Origin of the sequence: Streptomyces sp. AM6-12, assembly GCF_044327085.1 — a bacterium.
Classification (GTDB): Bacteria; Actinomycetota; Actinomycetes; order Streptomycetales; family Streptomycetaceae; genus Streptomyces.
The window spans coordinates 5,293,436-5,309,618 of record NZ_JBIQWN010000001.1; the positions used below are offsets into that span (position 1 = coordinate 5,293,436).

The 16,183-nt window shown below is 73.8% G+C and carries 11 protein-coding genes and 1 pseudogene; 2 read left to right on the forward strand and 10 right to left on the reverse strand.

Annotation, left to right across the window (positions count from 1 at the left end; translation table 11 throughout):
• Window positions 1-40: 40 nt before the first annotated feature.
• A complete protein-coding gene (locus ACE4Q9_RS24065; RefSeq protein WP_397986308.1) occupies window positions 41-1,402 on the reverse strand; it encodes an NAD(P)/FAD-dependent oxidoreductase in 1,362 nt (453 codons plus the stop codon).
• Between the two features lie 279 nt (window positions 1,403-1,681).
• Here ACE4Q9_RS24065 and ACE4Q9_RS24070 point away from each other — a divergent pair, with 279 nt between their 5' ends.
• A complete protein-coding gene (locus tag ACE4Q9_RS24070; RefSeq protein ID WP_397986309.1) occupies window positions 1,682-2,170 on the forward strand; it encodes a GNAT family N-acetyltransferase in 489 nt (162 codons plus the stop codon).
• 15 nt (window positions 2,171-2,185) lie between these two features.
• On the opposite strand, the gene ACE4Q9_RS24075 is transcribed toward ACE4Q9_RS24070, so the two are convergent.
• Entirely contained in the window at window positions 2,186-3,367 is a 1,182-nt protein-coding gene (locus ACE4Q9_RS24075; protein ID WP_397986310.1) for a MarP family serine protease, read from the reverse strand.
• Between the two features lie 244 nt (window positions 3,368-3,611).
• Here ACE4Q9_RS24075 and ACE4Q9_RS24080 point away from each other — a divergent pair.
• A pseudogene (locus tag ACE4Q9_RS24080) lies at window positions 3,612-4,367 on the forward strand (peptidoglycan recognition protein); the annotation flags it as partial.
• A 220-nt stretch (window positions 4,368-4,587) separates the two neighbouring features.
• Here ACE4Q9_RS24080 and ACE4Q9_RS24085 read toward each other — a convergent pair.
• The 8 genes from ACE4Q9_RS24085 to ACE4Q9_RS24120 form a co-directional block, all read right to left on the reverse strand.
• Entirely contained in the window at window positions 4,588-5,106 is a 519-nt protein-coding gene (locus ACE4Q9_RS24085) for a DUF4240 domain-containing protein (RefSeq protein WP_397986311.1), read from the reverse strand.
• Between the two features lie 58 nt (window positions 5,107-5,164).
• Window positions 5,165-6,142: a helix-turn-helix transcriptional regulator gene (locus ACE4Q9_RS24090; RefSeq protein WP_397986312.1), complete on the reverse strand. Its 978-nt coding sequence runs from the start codon at window positions 6,140-6,142 to the stop codon at window positions 5,165-5,167.
• An 80-nt stretch (window positions 6,143-6,222) separates the two neighbouring features.
• Window positions 6,223-8,934, reverse strand: coding sequence for a pyruvate dehydrogenase (acetyl-transferring), homodimeric type (gene aceE / locus ACE4Q9_RS24095; protein ID WP_397986313.1), 2,712 nt, complete (start codon window positions 8,932-8,934; stop codon window positions 6,223-6,225).
• Between the two features lie 288 nt (window positions 8,935-9,222).
• Window positions 9,223-9,846, reverse strand: coding sequence for a GntR family transcriptional regulator (locus ACE4Q9_RS24100; RefSeq protein ID WP_046421248.1), 624 nt, complete (start codon window positions 9,844-9,846; stop codon window positions 9,223-9,225).
• Between the two features lie 193 nt (window positions 9,847-10,039).
• On the reverse strand, window positions 10,040-11,851 hold the full coding sequence (gene sucB, locus ACE4Q9_RS24105; RefSeq protein ID WP_397986314.1) for a 2-oxoglutarate dehydrogenase, E2 component, dihydrolipoamide succinyltransferase: 1,812 nt from the start codon (window positions 11,849-11,851) through the stop codon (window positions 10,040-10,042).
• A 60-nt stretch (window positions 11,852-11,911) separates the two neighbouring features.
• Window positions 11,912-13,300, reverse strand: coding sequence for a dihydrolipoyl dehydrogenase (gene lpdA, locus ACE4Q9_RS24110; protein ID WP_397986315.1), 1,389 nt, complete (start codon window positions 13,298-13,300; stop codon window positions 11,912-11,914).
• Between the two features lie 279 nt (window positions 13,301-13,579).
• Window positions 13,580-15,115 (reverse strand): leucyl aminopeptidase, encoded by a 1,536-nt coding sequence (locus tag ACE4Q9_RS24115; RefSeq protein WP_397986316.1) that lies wholly within the window; start codon window positions 15,113-15,115, stop codon window positions 13,580-13,582.
• Between the two features lie 267 nt (window positions 15,116-15,382).
• Window positions 15,383-16,177, reverse strand: coding sequence for an adenosylcobinamide-GDP ribazoletransferase (locus ACE4Q9_RS24120; RefSeq protein WP_397986317.1), 795 nt, complete (start codon window positions 16,175-16,177; stop codon window positions 15,383-15,385).
• Window positions 16,178-16,183: the final 6 nt, after the last annotated feature.

Consider the following 16,183-nt stretch of genomic DNA (forward strand, 5'->3'; position numbering starts at 1 on the left):
CGAAACCCCGCCGCGACGGCGCCCGGCACCGGCGGAGGTGTCAGGCGGCCCTCGGCATCGTCGGGGCCGGGTCGGCGCTGTGCAGGGAACCCGTGGCGCCGAGGTCCGAGAGGATGGACCGGGCGGCGCGGTGGGCGGAGTGCAGGGCGCCCTGGAGGGTGCTGGTGCCGCGGTGGTCGCCGCAGACGTACAGGCCGGCGAGGAGGCGCACCGGGCGGCGGAGGTCGTGCGGGGGGCGCATGACCGGGACCGCCTCCGGGGTGTGGTGCACGGCCAGCGTCTCCCAGCGGCGCGTGGAGGTGCCGTAGAGGCGGGAGAGGTGGATGCGGACCGCGGTGTCCACCCCCTCCGGCGGGGTGCCCAGCACCGTCGAGGAGATCAGCACCCGGCCGACCGGCGCCCGGCTCGGGTCGACGTTGCTGAGCACCGACGTGTGCGCCACCGGCCCGCCCCGGTCCGCGTCCAGCAGCAGCGAGGCGCCGGTGGAGAACGCCGCCGCCGGCTCGTCCGTCGTGTGGTGGACCACCGTCACCGGATGGAACCGGGGCACCCTGAGCCCCGGCAGCAGCTCCGCCGCCGAGCGCGCGTCGGTCGCCAGCAGCACCGCACGGCAGCGGATCTCCCCGTGCTCCGCCGTGGTCACCGACGTGGTGGACACCGACGTGGCCCGCACCCCGGTGTGCACGGTGCCCGGCGGCAGTGCCCGCGCCAGCAGCTCCGGCAGCATGTCCGCGCCGCCCTCCGGCACGCACAGCCGCCCGCCCGCGAACGCCCGCAGCGCCAGGTCGGCGCACCTGCTGGACGTCGTCAGCTCCGGGTCGCACAGCAGCGCGGCGAGCAGCGGCCGCAGGAACCCCTCGACCGTGCGGGCCGGCACCCCGCGGGCCGCGAGGGCCTGCGCGGCGGGCAGCTCCGGGCGGGCGAGAAGCCGCTCGACCGGCATCGTGGCGATCCGGTTCAGCGCCGCGCCCAGCCGCGCCTGGTCCATCGCGCCGCCCACCGGGGCGCCCCTGCCGGGCGGCGCCGCCGCGCCCCTGGGGGCGCTCGCCAGGGCGCGCACCGCATGGAGTGCGCCCCTCGCGCTTCCCCCGCTCGCCGGCGCGCCCGCCCGGTGGGTGCGCCCGTCGCGGTGCAGCAGCACGCCCGGCGCGAAGCACCGCAGGACCAGGGAGTCCAGCCCCGGCGTCAGCCGGAGCTCGGGATACGCGGTGGACAGCAGCTGTCCGATACGGTCGAGCCGGAAACCGTCGACCTTCTCCGTCGACATGCGGCCGCCGACGCACGAGGCGGCCTCCAGGACTGCGGTCGTTACTCCTGCGCTGGTGAGCCGGTGGGCCGCCGAGAGACCGGCGATGCCGGCTCCCACGATGACGACGTCCACCTGGTTCGCGGGCTCAAGCACGAGGCCCCTCCTGTGGTTGCGCTGAGCGGTCGGTGGAGACGTTGTGCCCCCAACCGGCTTCAGGGATACGCGAGTTCGCGTCGAGTATCAGGGCCGTGATCGGTCGTAAGGAGTCGCGCATCGACAGGGCACGGTCGCATGGAGGTCGCATACGGTCACATCCGTTCCGTGCGCCGCACGGCGCCCTCGCGCGCCACGACGAAGCGCCCGCGCGCGCCCGGAGCGCGGGGCACGGAAACCCGCTGGGTCCCCCGCACCGCCCCGCTTAAGGTGGCCCCCATGCCCGAGCCGCACATACGCCCCGCCACGCCCGCCGACGAGGAACCCCTCGCCCGCCTCGAACGGGACACCTGGTCCACCCTGCACGCGGTGATGCCCCGCCCCGAGCCGCCGTACCCGCCGGTCTTCGACGAGCGCCACCACCCCGGCGACTTCCTCCTCGCCGAGCTGGACGGCCGCGTCGCCGGCTACGTCCGCCTCGCCCAGACGATCCCGCTCCCCGCCCACGCACACGTCCTCACGATCCAGGGGTTCGTGGTCGCCGAGGGGGCCCGCGGCCGGGGCCTGGGGCGAGCGCTGATCCGGGCCGCCGTCACCGAGGCCCGCGCGCGCGGTGCCCGCCGCCTCACCCTGCGCGTGCTCGGCCACAACACCCCGGCCAGGAAGCTCTACGAGGCCGAGGGCTTCGCCGTCGAGGGCGTGCTGCCGGGCGAGTTCCTCCTCGACGGCGCCTACGTCGACGACATCTGCATGGGCCGCGCCCTGTGACAGGGCACCGCCCGCTCAGCCCACCAGCGCGCCCGTGTCCACCGCCGCCGTCGCCGTCGCCGCCCGCCGGGCGTCCGACGCCACCTCGGAGGCCGTCAGCACGTACCCCGTCTCGGCGTCCGAGGTGGAGCGGGCGAACACCACCCCGAACACCCGCCCGTCCGTCGTCAGCAGCGGCCCGCCGGAGTTGCCCGGCCGGACCGTGGAGCGGATCGAGTAGATCTCGCGGGTGACCGCGCCGTCGCTGTAGATGTTCTGCCCGGTCGCCCGCACCAGGTTCCCCACGGTCGCCGCCTGGAGGTTCAGGCCGCCGTCCTGCGGATAGCCCGCCACCACCGCCGAGTCCCCGCGCGAGGCCCCGGTGTCGAAGCGCAGCACCGGCGCGTCGAGCCCCGGCACGTACAGCACCGCCACATCCCGGTCGGGATCGAACAGCACCACCCGCGCCGGGTACACCGGGCCGACCCCTCCCACCCGCACGCTCGGCCGGGCGATGCCCGCCACCACGTGCGCGTTGGTCATCACCCGCCCCGGCGCGTACACGAACCCGCTGCCCTCCCGGCCCTCGCTGCCCGAGACCCCCTCGATCTTGACGGTGCTCGCCTTGGCGGCGTTCGTCGCGGCCACCGTCACGCTGTCCCCAGTGGGGCGTGGCACCTGCGCCGTCGACTCGTTCTCGAACGGGTTGAAGACCTGCGGGAAGCCCGCGTCCGTCAGCGCCGAGGTGGCCCGCGAGAACCAGGCGGGCGTGGTGTCCGGCATCGTCCGCTGCACGGCGCCGAGCAGCGAGGAGTCCCGGATCGCCGTGGTCAGGGCCGGCGAGGGGGCCGCGCTGAGCACGCTCGCCGCCACCCAGGCCACGATCAGCACCGCGACCGCGTTGGCCGCCGCGCCCCCGACGCCGTCCATCACGCGCAGCGGTCCCCGGTCCAGGCCGCCGCGCAGCCGCAGCGCGAGCCGGCCCGCCAGCTCATGGCCGACCGCGGCGGGCACCAGCACGGTCAGCACCGCGAGCACCGTCGCGGTCGCCGTGCCCCGCTCCACCTGGCCGGTCACCCACGGCAGCGCCCATACGCCGACGATCGCGCCGCCGACGAACCCGGCCAGCGAGACGCACCCGGCCACCAGGCCGCGCCGGTAACCGGACGCGGCGTACAGGAGGATCACCAGCACCAGCAGCAGATCGAGGAGGTCCACGGAGCCGCCTTTCTCTTGGGACCCCGCACACGGGCGGGTCGGGCCCGCTGAAGGGTCACAGGTACATGATCGGGCGCCGACGGCGAACCGGCCACGTGTGCCGCTACCCACAGAAACGCCCCGGACCGGGACGTTGGTTCCGCCAGGTGGCACAGCGCACATCGCGGGCGGGGGCGGCTGGCTCGAGAGTGGGGCCATGTCCGTCGTCCGAAGGGCCAGGAGGATCGTCCCCGGCCCGCTGCTGGTGCTGCTGGGCTCCCTGCCCGGACTGCTGGCCGTCCTCGCGCTCGCCCTGTACGCGCGCGGCGCCGGGCGGGCCGCCCTGATCCCGCCCGACCGGCCCGCCGCGCTGGACCTGCGCTCCGCCGCGCCGGGGACCGGGGGCGCCCACCTCGCCGGACGGCCCCTGATCGTGCCGCGCTCCGCCTGGCTGGACCGCGCCACCGGGCACGCCCAGCCGCCGCCGCGTTACGACGACAGGGTGATCGCCGTCTTCGTGCACCACACCGACTCGCCCAACGGCTACCGGTGCGCGGACACCCCCGAGATCATCCGCCGCCTGTACGCCGGTCAGACCGGCGCCCGGCGGTGGGACGACATCGGCTACAACTTCCTCGTCGACCGCTGCGGCACGATCTACGAGGGCCGCGCGGGCGGCGTCGACCGGGCCGTCACCGGCGCCCACGCGCAGGGCTTCAACCACCGCACCGCCGGGATCGCCGCGATCGGCACCTTCACTGCGGGGGTGCCGGTGCCGCGGGCCATGACCGACGCCATCACGGCCCTCGCCGCCTGGAAACTGGGTCTGGCCGACATCGACCCGCGCGCGCGGGTACGGCTGGTCTCCAGCAACGGGCACAGCCGCTTCCGCGCGGGCACCGCGGTCACACTGCCCGCCATCGCCGGTCACAACGACGGGTTCATGACCAACTGCCCCGGCGCCGCCCTCGCCGCCCGGCTGCCCGAGATCAGGGAGACGGCGGCCCGCCTCCAGGGTCGCACCCGCCTCCAGCACCGGACTCCTACGCCGACCCGACCCGTCACGCACGCGCCGGGCACGCCCGCACTCATCACCCCATCACCGGGCACGCGCCCGCCCGCCACGCACCAGCCGAACGCACCCACCACGCCCCCGCCCACGCCCTCGCCCACCGCGCATCCACGCGCCACCACGCACCCGCCGAGCCGCCGCCCCGCCCCGGCGTCGTCCCGGCCGTCCCTCAGCCCCTGAAGCGTTCCCAGAGTCTCGGGTAGCGCCGGGCGAGCAGCGCGTCGTCCTCCAGGTCGAGCGGCGTGCCCGCCGGTTCCGCGGGGGCCGGCGGGAGGCCGAGGTCGGCGGCCACGGTGCCGGTGAGCTGCTCGTACGCCTCGTCGGCCGCGTACCCCAGCTCCTCGGCGTCGCCGTCGACCTCTTCGTCGAAGTCGCCCAGCAGCCCGGCCAGCGCGTCCGGGTCGTGCAGGGCGCCCTCGAAGACCTCCCGGCCCTGGCCGATCAGCCAGCACCGGAAGAAATCGAACGCGTCGTCGCCGGCGCCGTCCAGGAGCACCGAGGCGGCGCCCCACAGGTCCCAGCGGTAGGCCCGGTTGTAGCGGGCCTCGAAGTGACGGGCGAAGTCCAGGACCTGCTCCGGGTCCAGCTGGGTGAGCCGGTCCACCAGCAGCTCTGCCTGGTCCTCGGGATCGCCCCCGGCGGCCTCGCGCGTGCTGTCGACCAGCTCCCAGAACTCCGTCTCGTCCATCACCGCTCCAGCATCGGGCCTGCGCCGGTGGGGCGCACGCGGGAGTACGACGGCCGCGTCACCCCGCGCCGTACAGCTCCGCGAGCCGCGCCGCGTCCCGTGCGAACCGCTCCCGCAGGCTCCCCGGCGCCAGCACCTCCACCTCGGGCCCGAGGCCGATCAGCTGGTCGTACGCCACCTCCTCCGACTCCACCGGCAGCGTCACCGCCACCCACCCCGACCCGTCCGGCTCCCCGGCACCGGCCAGCCCCTCCCGCGCGGCCGCCGCGCCGACGGCGTCCGGCAGCCGGCGCACCCCCTCGGGGGAGAGCCGTACGACGGCCTCGGCGCGCAGCAGCGAGCGCGCGAACCGCTCGGCCTGGGCGGCCCAGTAACCGGGGAGGTCGAAGTCCTCGTCGCGCCGGAAGCGGAGGTCCGCCGCGTCCACGGCGGCGAACCGGTCGACGCGGTAGGTGCGGAAGGCCCCCGCGTCCGGCACCCGCGCGCACAGGTACCAGGCGCCCGCCTTCAGCACCAGCCCGTACGGCTCCAGCAGCCGCTCCACCTCGCCGTCCCCGCGCCGGTACCGGGCCGTGACGCACCGGTCGTCCCACACCGCCTCGGCGAGCGCGGGCAGCAGCGCGGGCGTCCCGGGCGCGCGGAACCAGGCGGGCGCGTCCAGGTGGAAGCGCTGGGCCGCGGTGCGGGGGGCGTCCTGGAGGGAGGGCAGCAGCGCCGCCGCCACCTTCAGCCGGGCCGCCGACGCCGCGTCCGCCAGCCCCATCTCCCGCAGCGCCCCCGGCACCCCGCTGAGGAACAGCGCCTCCGCCTCGCCGCGCGCCAGCCCCGTCAGCCGGGTCCGGTACCCGCCGACCAGCCGGTACCCGCCCGCGCGCCCCCGGTCCGCGTACACCGGCACACCCGCCTCCGACAGCGCCTGCGCGTCCCGCATCACCGTCCGCTCCGACACCTCCAGCTCCCGCGCCAGCTCGCCGGCGGTCATACAGGACCGCGCCTGGAGGAGGAGCACCATCTTGATGAGCCGGGCCGCACGCATGGGCCCATGATGCCGGGGGCCACTGACAGAGAAGGGGTACGGCAGCCTGCCGTACCCCTTCTCCCGACCCGCCGCGGTGCTTACAGGCCGTACTTCTCGCGAGCCTCCTTCACCGCCGTCGCCTTGACCTCGCCGCGCTTGGCGAGCTGGGCGAGGGCGGCGACCACGATGGACTCGGCGTCCACGCCGAAGTGGCGGCGGGCGGCCGGACGGGTGTCCGAGATGCCGAAGCCGTCGGTGCCGAGCGAGGACCAGTCCTGCTCGACCCACTGCGCGATCTGGTCCGGGACCTGGCGCATGTAGTCGGAGACCGCGAGGACCGGGCCCTCGGCGCCCTGGAGCGCCTGGCGGACGAACGGCACGCGCTCCTCGCCGCGCAGCAGGGCCGCGTCGGCCTCCAGCGCGTCGCGGCGCAGCTCGGTCCAGGACGTCGCCGACCAGACGTCGGCCGCGATGCCCCACTCCTCGGCCAGCAGGCGCTGCGCGTCCAGCGCCCAGTGGATCGCCGTACCGGAACCCAGCAGCTGGATGCGCGGGGCGTTCGCCGGGACCGTCACGCCCGCGGACTCCGCGGTGTTGAAGCGGTACAGGCCCTTGACGATGCCCTCGTCGACGCCGGGGACACCGGGCTTCGCGGGCTGCGGCAGCGGCTCGTTGTAGACGGTGAGGTAGTAGAAGACGTTCTGGTCCTCGCCCGGCTTGGCCTCGCCGTACATCCGGCGCAGACCCTCGCGGACGATCACCGCGATCTCGTAGGCGAACGCGGGGTCGTACGACAGCGCGGCCGGGTTGGTCGCGGCGATCACCGGCGAGTGGCCGTCGGCGTGCTGGAGGCCCTCGCCGGTCAGCGTCGTACGGCCGGCCGTCGCGCCGACGAGGAAGCCGCGGCCGAGCTGATCGCCGAGCTGCCACATCTGGTCGGCGGTGCGCTGCCAGCCGAACATCGAGTAGAAGATGTAGAACGGGATCATCGCCTCGCCGTGCGTCGCGTACGCGGTGGACGCGGCGATGAAGTCGGCCATCGAACCGGCCTCGGTGATCCCCTCGTTGAGGATCTGGCCGTTCTTGGCCTCCTTGTAGTACATCAGCTGGTCGCGGTCGACCGGCTCGTACGTCTGGCCCTTGGGGGAGTAGATCCCGAGCGACGGGAACAGCGACTCCATGCCGAAGGTGCGCGCCTCGTCCGGGACGATCGGCACCCACCGCTTGCCCGTCTCCTTGTCGCGGACCAGGTCCTTGACGAGGCGGACGAAGGCCATCGTGGTCGCCACGTTCTGCGCGCCGGAGCCCTTGTCGAAGGAGGCGAACGCCTTCTCGGCCGGGGCGGGCAGCGGGGCCAGCGGGTGCGTACGACGGGCCGGGGCCGGGCCGCCGAGGGCCGCGCGGCGCTCCTGGAGGTAGCGGACCTCGGGGGAGTCGGCGCCGGGGTGGCCGTAAGGCACCACGCCGTCCACGAAGTCGCTGTCCTTGATCGGCAGGCCGAGCAGGTCCCGCATCGTCTTGAACTCGTCCACCGTCAGCTTCTTCATCTGGTGGTTGGCGTTCTTCGACGCGAAGCCGTCGCCCAGGGTGTGGCCCTTGACCGTCTGGGCCAGGATCACGGTCGGCGCGCCCTCGTGCTCGACGGCCGCCTTGTACGCGGCGTACACCTTGCTCGCCTCGTGACCGCCGCGCGAGAGGTGGAAGCACTCCAGGATCTTGTCGTCGCTGAGCAGCTTCGCCATCTCGGCCAGCGCCGGGTCGGCGCCGAAGAAGTCCTGGCGGATGTAGGCGGCGTCGCGGGTCTGGTACGTCTGGACCTGCGCGTCCGGCACCTGGCGCAGCCGGCGGACCAGCGCGCCCGTGGTGTCGAGCGCGAACAGCTCGTCCCAGGCGGTGCCCCACAGCGTCTTGACGACGTTCCAGCCGGCGCCGCGGAACTGGGCCTCCAGCTCCTGCACGATCTTGAAGTTGGCGCGGACCGGGCCGTCCAGGCGCTGGAGGTTGCAGTTGATGACGAAGGTCAGGTTGTCCAGACCCTCGCGGGAGGCGAGCGCCAGGGCCGCCGTGGACTCCGGCTCGTCCATCTCGCCGTCGCCGAGGAACGCCCATACGTGCGAGGCCGAGACGTCCTTGATGCCGCGGTTGGTGAGGTAGCGGTTGAAGCGCGCCTGGTAGATCGCCGACAGTGGGCCGAGGCCCATGGAGACGGTCGGGAACTCCCACAGCCAGGGCAGCCGGCGCGGGTGCGGGTACGAGGGCAGACCGTCGCCGCCCGCCTCCTGGCGGAAGTTGTCCAGCTGCGCCTCGCTCAGGCGGCCGTCCAGGAAGGCGCGGGCGTAGATGCCGGGGGAGGCGTGGCCCTGGATGTACAGCTGGTCGCCGGACCCGGCGGCTTCCCCGGTGTCCTTGCCCTTGAAGAAGTGGTTGAAGCCGGTCTCGTACAGCCAGGCCGCGGAGGCGAAGGTGGCGATGTGGCCGCCGACGCCGTGCTTGCTGCCGCGGGTGACCATCGCGGCCGCGTTCCAGCGGTTCCAGGCGGTGATCCGGGCCTCCATCTCCGGGTCGCCGGGCAGAGCCGGCTCCGCGGAGGTGGGGATGGTGTTGACGTAGTCCGTCTCCAGCAGTTTCGGCAGCGCGATGCCGCCCGCCTCGGCGCGCTCCAGCGTGCGCCGCATCAGGTACGCGGCGCGATGCGGGCCTGCCTCCCTGGCCACGGCGTCCAGGGAGGCCCGCCATTCGGCGGTCTCCTCGGGGTCGCGGTCCGGGAGCTGGTCGAGCTCGCTCGGCTGGATGGCGTGGGGGTCGGTCATGTCGCCGCCTTCCTCAGTCGAAGGGGGTTCCCTCATCGGTAAGGGTTCGGGGGTGCCCTTGGTCTTTGGCAGGACAGGGCAGGCGGACCTCGGGTGGAAGTCCGTCGGTGACTGTAACCCCCTGATCGATGATCGATCAAAGGGTTGAGCGGCAAAACCTCTCGATTCCAAGAAAGTCGGCACCCGGTGCCTTGGAACCGGGCACCCGGTGCCGACTTTGATCAGGGAATTCGCAGGTGAGCGGGGGTGTGCTCGGGTGCGTCGCGTCAGTCGGGCATCAGGCGGGCGTCAGGCGCGCGGGGCGCAGCCGAGCACGTGCGCCTTCACCAGCTCCGCGATCCGCGGGTCCCGGCGCTTGAACGCCTGCACCAGTTCCTCGTGCTCCTCCGCGTACGACTGCTGCACGGTGCCCAGCCAGCGGATCGACAGGGCGGTGAAGACCTCGATGCCGAGGCCCTCCCAGGTGTGCAGCAGCACCGAGTTGTCGGCGGCGCGCACGAGTTCGCGGTGGAAGCCGACGGTGTGCCGCACCTGCGCGGTGCCGTCGGCGGCCCGGTCGGCCTCGTACAGGGCCAGCACATGGGGTTCCAGGGCCGAGCAGTCGGTGGACAGGCGGTCGGCGGCCAGCTCGGCCGCGATGGCCTCCAGGCCGGCCCGGACGGGGTAGCTCTCCTCCAGGTCGGCCGCCGTCAGATTGCGGACCCGGACGCCCTTGTTCGGCGCGGACTCGATCAGCCGCAGCGTCTCCAGCTCCCGCAGCGCCTCGCGCACCGGGGTCTGGCTGACCTCCAGCTCGGTGGCGATACGGCGCTCCACGATGCGCTCGCCCGGCTGCCAGCGCCCGCTGACGATCCCCTCCACGATGTGCTCGCGGATCTGTTCGCGCAGCGAGTGGACTACGGGCGCGGTCATGAGGGCTCCTCCCGGGGGGCTGACCTTTAGACAATACGGCGGGTTCGGTCGGCGGGAGCGTGTACGGAGGGCGCTTCAGTGCAGGTGAGACGAGGCTTACACGGCAGGCATGACGACAAACACGAACACCCCGCCCGGAAGGTTCCGGACGGGGTGTCGTACCGCTTGATCAGGCCAAAAGCCCCGATCGGGGTCAGAGGCCGAGCTCGACCTCGAACTCGCCCGCCTCCAGGATCGCCTTGACCGCCGTCAGGTAGCGGGCCGCGTCGGCGCCGTCCACCAGGCGGTGGTCGTAGGAGAGGGTCAGGTAGGTCATGTCGCGGACGCCGATGACCGTGCCCTCCTCGGTCTCGATGACGGCCGGACGCTTGACCGTGGCACCGATGCCGAGGATCGCGACCTGGCCCGGCGGCACGATGATCGTGTCGAACAGGGCACCGCGCGAACCGGTGTTGGAGATGGTGAAGGTCGCGCCGGACAGCTCGTCCGGGGTGATCTTGTTGGCACGGACCTTGCCGGCCAGCTCCGCCGTGGCCTTGGCGATGCCCGCGATGTTGAGGTCGCCGGCGTGCTTGATGACCGGGGTCATCAGGCCCTTCTCCGAGTCCACCGCGATACCGACGTTCTCGGTGTCGAAGTAGGTGATCGTGCCCTCGGCCTCGTTGATCTTGGCGTTGATGACCGGGTGGGCCTTCAGCGCCTGCGCGGCGGCCTTGACGAAGAACGGCATCGGGGAGAGCTTGACGCCCTCGCGCGCCGCGAAGGAGTCCTTCGCCAGGGCGCGCAGCCGCATCAGGCGCGTCACGTCGACCTCGACGACCGAGGAAAGCTGGGCCTGCTCGTGCAGCGCCTTGACCATGTTGTCGCCGATGACCTTGCGGATGCGGGGCATCTTGACGGTCTGGCCGCGCAGCGGGGAGACCTCCAGCGCCGGGGCCTTCTTGGCGGCCGGGGCGGCGGGGGCGGCCGCGGCGGCCGGAGCCGGAGCGGCGGCGGGCGCCTTCGCGGCCTCGGCGGCGGCGATGACGTCCTGCTTGCGGATACGGCCGCCGACGCCGGTGCCCTTGACGGTGGCCAGGTCGACGCCGTTCTCGGCGGCGAGCTTGCGCACCAGCGGGGTCACGTACGCGCCCTCGTCCGTCGCCTGGGTGGCGGTCGGGGAGGTCGGCGCGGTGGCCGGGGTGACCGGAGCCGGGGCGGGGGCCGGAGCCGGGGCCGGAGCGGCGGGCTGCGCCGGGGCGGCGGGAGCCGGAGCCGGGGCGGCGGCCGGGGCAGCCGGAGCGGGAGCCGGGGTGGGCTCGGCGGCCGGAGCCGGAGCCGGAGCCGGGGCGGCGGCGGGAGCCGGGGCGGCCGGGGCCGGGGCGGCGGCCGGAGCCGCGCCCGGCGCGCCGATGACGGCGAGCTTGGCGCCGACCTCGGCGGTCTCGTCCTCGCCGACCACGATCTCCAGCAGCACGCCGGAGGCGGGCGCCGGGATCTCGGTGTCGACCTTGTCCGTGGAGACCTCGAGCAGCGGCTCGTCGGCCTCGACGGAGTCGCCGACCGACTTCAGCCAGCGGGTGACGGTGCCCTCGGTGACGGACTCGCCGAGCGCGGGCAGGACCACGTCGGTGCCCTCGGCGCCACCGGCGGGGGCGGCGGCCTCGGCGGCCGGGGCGGGAGCGGCAGGGGCCTCGGCGGCCGGCGCCGGAGTGGCGGCGGCCTCCTCGGCGGCCGGAGCCGGGGCGGGCTCGGCCGCGGGGGCCGGGGCAGCCGCGGGGGCGCCGCTGCCGTCGTCGATCAGGGCCAGCTCGGCACCGACCTCGACGGTCTCGTCCTCGGCGACCTTGATGGACGCCAGGACGCCGGAGACGGGCGAGGGGATCTCGGTGTCGACCTTGTCGGTCGAGACCTCGAGCAGCGGCTCGTCGGCCTCGACGCGCTCACCCTCGGCCTTCAGCCAACGGGTGACGGTGCCCTCGGTGACGCTCTCACCGAGCGCCGGAAGGGTTACGGAAACCGCCATGGTTTCGGTTGCTCCTTACGAATTGCGGAAGTCTGTGTCGTCGCGCCCGTGACCGAGGGCTCAGTCGTGGGAGTGCAGCGGCTTGCCGGCCAGGGCCAGGTGGGCCTCGCCCATCGCCTCGTTCTGCGTCGGGTGGGCGTGGATGAGCTGGGCCACCTCGGCCGGCAGCGCCTCCCAGTTGTAGATCAGCTGGGCCTCGCCGACCTGCTCGCCCATGCGGTCGCCGACCATGTGGACGCCGACCACGGCACCGTCCTTCACCTGGACGAGCTTGATCTCGCCCGAGGTGTTAAGGATCTTGCTCTTGCCGTTGCCCGCCAGGTTGTACTTCAGAGCGACGACCTTGTCCGCGCCGTAGATCTCCTTGGCCTTGGCCTCGGTGATGCCGACGGAGGCGACCTCCGGGTGGCAGTACGTCACCCGCGGGACACCGTCGTAGTCGATCGGGACGACCTTCAGACCGGCCAGACGCTCCGCCACCAGGATGCCCTCGGCGAAGCCGACGTGCGCGAGCTGGAGGGTCGGGACCAGGTCGCCGACGGCGGAGATGGTCGGGACGTTGGTCCGCATGTACTCGTCGACCAGGACGTAGCCACGGTCCATGGCGACACCCTGCTCCTCGTAGCCGAGGCCCTGGGAGACCGGGCCGCGGCCGACGGCGACGAGGAGGACCTCGGCCTCGAACTCCTTGCCGTCGGCGAGGGTGACCTTGACGCCGTCCTGGGTGTACTCGGCCTTCTGGAAGAAGGTGCCGAGGTTGAACTTGATGCCGCGCTTGCGGAAGGCGCGCTCCAGCAGCTTCGAGGAGTTCTCGTCCTCGACCGGCACGAGGTGCTTGAGGCCCTCGATCACGGTCACGTCGGAGCCGAAGGACTTCCACGCGGAGGCGAACTCGACGCCGATGACACCGCCGCCGAGGATGATCGCGGACTTGGGCACGCGGTCCAGGACGAGGGCGTGGTCGGAGGAGATGATCCGGTTGCCGTCGATCTCCAGGCCCGGCAGCGACTTCGGCACGGAGCCGGTCGCCAGCAGGACGTGGCGGCCCTGGATGCGCTGACCGTTCACATCGACGGAGGTGGGGGAGGACAGCCGGCCCTCGCCCTCGATGTACGTCACCTTGCGGGAGGCGATCAGACCCTGGAGGCCCTTGTACAGGCCGGCGATCACGCCGTCCTTGTACTTGTGCACGGCCGGTACGTCGATGCCCTCGAAGGTGGCCTTGACGCCGAACTGCTCGCTCTCGCGGGCCTGGTCGGCGATCTCGCCCGCGTGCAGCAGGGCCTTGGTGGGGATGCAGCCCCGGTGCAGGCAGGTGCCGCCGACCTTGTCCTTCTCGATCAGGGCGACGTCCAGGCCCAGCTGCGCCCCGCGCAGGGCCGCGGCGTAACCACCGCTACCACCGCCGAGGATCACTAGGTCGAAAACGGTGCTGGCGTCGTTCGCCACGTCACGTCCTCCATGCATGTGCGCCTTGCGCCGATCTCCGATGACCGGCGGGCGGCTGGTGTCCGGCCGCTTGATGCTTCGGCCCTTCGGTGGGGGCCCTGTCCTGCCGGGCTCCATCTTTGCACTTGTTGGAGGCGGACGAGACGCCGGGCTGGTGTGTGAGACGTCCCACTACCGGCGCCTCAAGCGCCCCCCAGGGGCGCGGGGAACTGCGTGAGCAGCCACCCACGCCCCTGAGGACGCGCTACGGGGCACCCGGCCCGAGCCGGTGGGCGGGCGTCAGCCCAGCTCACCCTCGGCCGTCAGCTCCACGAGGCGGACCAGCGTCCGCACCGCCGTGCCGGTGCCGCCCTTCGGCGTGTACCCGAAGGGGCCGCCCTCGTTGAAGGCGGGGCCCGCGATGTCGAGGTGCGCCCAGGGGATGCCCTCGCCCACGAACTCGCGCAGGAAGAGGCCGGCCAGCAGCCCGCCGCCCCACCGCTCGCCGACGTTGGTCATGTCGGCGACCTGGGACTCCAGGCCCTTGGCCAGGTGCTCCGGCATCGGCATCGGCCACGCCGGCTCGCCGGTCTCCTCCGCGGCCTCGTACACCGTGGTGCGGAACGCGTCGTCGTTGGCGATGACACCCAGCGTCCGGCTGCCCAGCGCCACCATCATCGCGCCGGTCAGCGTCGCGACGTCCACGATCGCGTCCGGCTCCTCCTGCGACGCCGCCCACAGCGCGTCGGCCAGCACCAGCCGGCCCTCGGCGTCGGTGTTGAGCACCTCCACCGTCTTGCCGCTGTACATGCGCAGCACGTCACCCGGACGCACCGCCGAGCCGGACGGCATGTTCTCGGCCAGCGCCAGCCAGCCGGTGACGTTCGCCTCCAGGCCGAGCCGGGCCGCGGCGACGACGGCCGCGAACACGGCGGCGGCACCGGCCATGTCGCACTTCATCGTCTCGTTGTGACCGGCCGGCTTCAGCGAGATGCCGCCCGAGTCGTAGGTGATGCCCTTGCCGACGAAGGCGAGGCTCCGCTCGGCCTTGGGGTGCGTGTACGCGATCTTGACCAGGCGGGGGGCCGCGGCCGAACCGCCGCCGACGCCGAGGATGCCGCCGTAGCCGCCCTTGACCAGCGCCTTCTCGTCGAGCACCTGCACCTTGAGGCCGTGCTCCTTGGCCGCGGTCTGCACGATGCCCGCGAAGACCTCGGGGGTGAGGTCGTTCGGCGGGGTGTTGACCAGGTCGCGGGCGCGGTTCAGCTCCTCGCCGACCGCGACGGCGCGGGCGAGGGCACCCTTGTGGGCGGCGTCGCGCGGCTTGCCGCCGAGCAGCACGGCCTCGCCCAGCGGGGCCTTGCCGTTCTTCGCGCGGGCGCCCTTGGCCTTGGCGTTGTCCTCCTTGTAGACGTCGAAGGAGTACGCGCCGAGGAGCGCGCCCTCGCCGATCGCCTCCAGCGCGCCGGGGCCGTCCACGGGCAGCGCGAAAGCGGCCTTCCTCGCGCCGGCGAGCGTCCGCGCCGCCGTACCCGCGGCCTTGCGCAGCGCCTCGGCGTCGAAGCCGTCCTCGGTGCCGGGCTCCGCGCCCAGGCCCACCGCCACCACGAGCGGGGCCTTGAAGCCCGCGGGGGCGGGCAGCTTCGTCAGCTCGCCCTCGGCACCCGAGGCGCCGAGGGTCTCCAGGACGCCGGCCAGCCTGCCGTCGTACGCCTTGTCCACGGCCTCGGCGCCCGGCGCGACGACGGGGCCCTTGGCGCCCTTGGCGACACCGATCACGATCGCGTCGGCCCGCAGGCCGGGCGCCGCGGCGGTGCTGAGAGTCAAAGCAGTCACGGTGGTGAATTCTCGCTTCCGGTGTGAAGTTGCGGTGGGGTGGGTCGACCGGGCCCGACAGCCGACCCTGGGTCCAGGTCCGGGGGCAGGTGGCAACCGGGGTCCCCGCCTGGTGGGCGAACACCCGGGACGAGGGTACGCTCGCGCCCGCCCGCGCTCATGCCCGCGGTGTTCACCCGTACGTGGCGCGGCGGCCACCGCCCCCCGGCGGGACGCATCTTTCGTGGCCAAGTGCCGCTCCACGCACGGGAGTTGACTCCCGGTTCGTCAGCGGCCGAAGGCCAGCACCACCAGGGACGCCGTCGCGGCCGTCTCCGCGAGCGCGCCGAACACGTCCCCGGTCACCCCGCCGAAGCGGCGCAGGCAGCGGCGCAGCAGGAGTTCGGCCGCGGCGAGCGCGAACAGCACGGCGACCGCGGCGCGCAGCGCGCCGTACGGGCCCCACTCCGAGCCCCAGAAGGCGGCGCCCGCCGCGCACAGCGCGGTGACGGCGAGCGCGCCCGGCACCGGCACCACCCCGGCGACGGCCGCCCCGAGCCCCTCGGGCCGCGCGGCCGGCACCCCGGTGCGGGCGGCCAGGGTGAGCGCGAGCCGGGCGGTCACCGCGGAGATCACCGCCGCCGCGGCGCCGCGCGCCCACGAGTCGCCGTACGACTGCGCCAGCACCGCCACCTGGGCCAGTAGCGCGAGAACCAGGGTGAGCACCCCGAACGGGCCGATGTCCGAGCGCTTCATGATGCGCAGCGCCTCCTCGGCCGGCTTGCCGCTGCCCAGCCCGTCGGCGGTGTCGGCGAGCCCGTCCAGGTGCAGCCCGCGGGTGAGGACGGCGGGTACGGCGACCGAGCCGACGGCGGCGAGCAGCGGGCCCGCGCCCAGCAGGAGCAGGAGCAGCCCGAGGGCGGCCGCGAGGGCGCCGGCGACCAGGCCCACGAGGACGGCGGCGAGCATGCCCCCGCGCGCGGCACCCCGGTCCCAGCGGCGCACCCGTACGGGCAGCACGGTGAGCGTGCCGAAGGCGAACCGGAGGCCGTCGAGGGCGGTGGGCGGCGAGGACGTGCGCATCGGCGC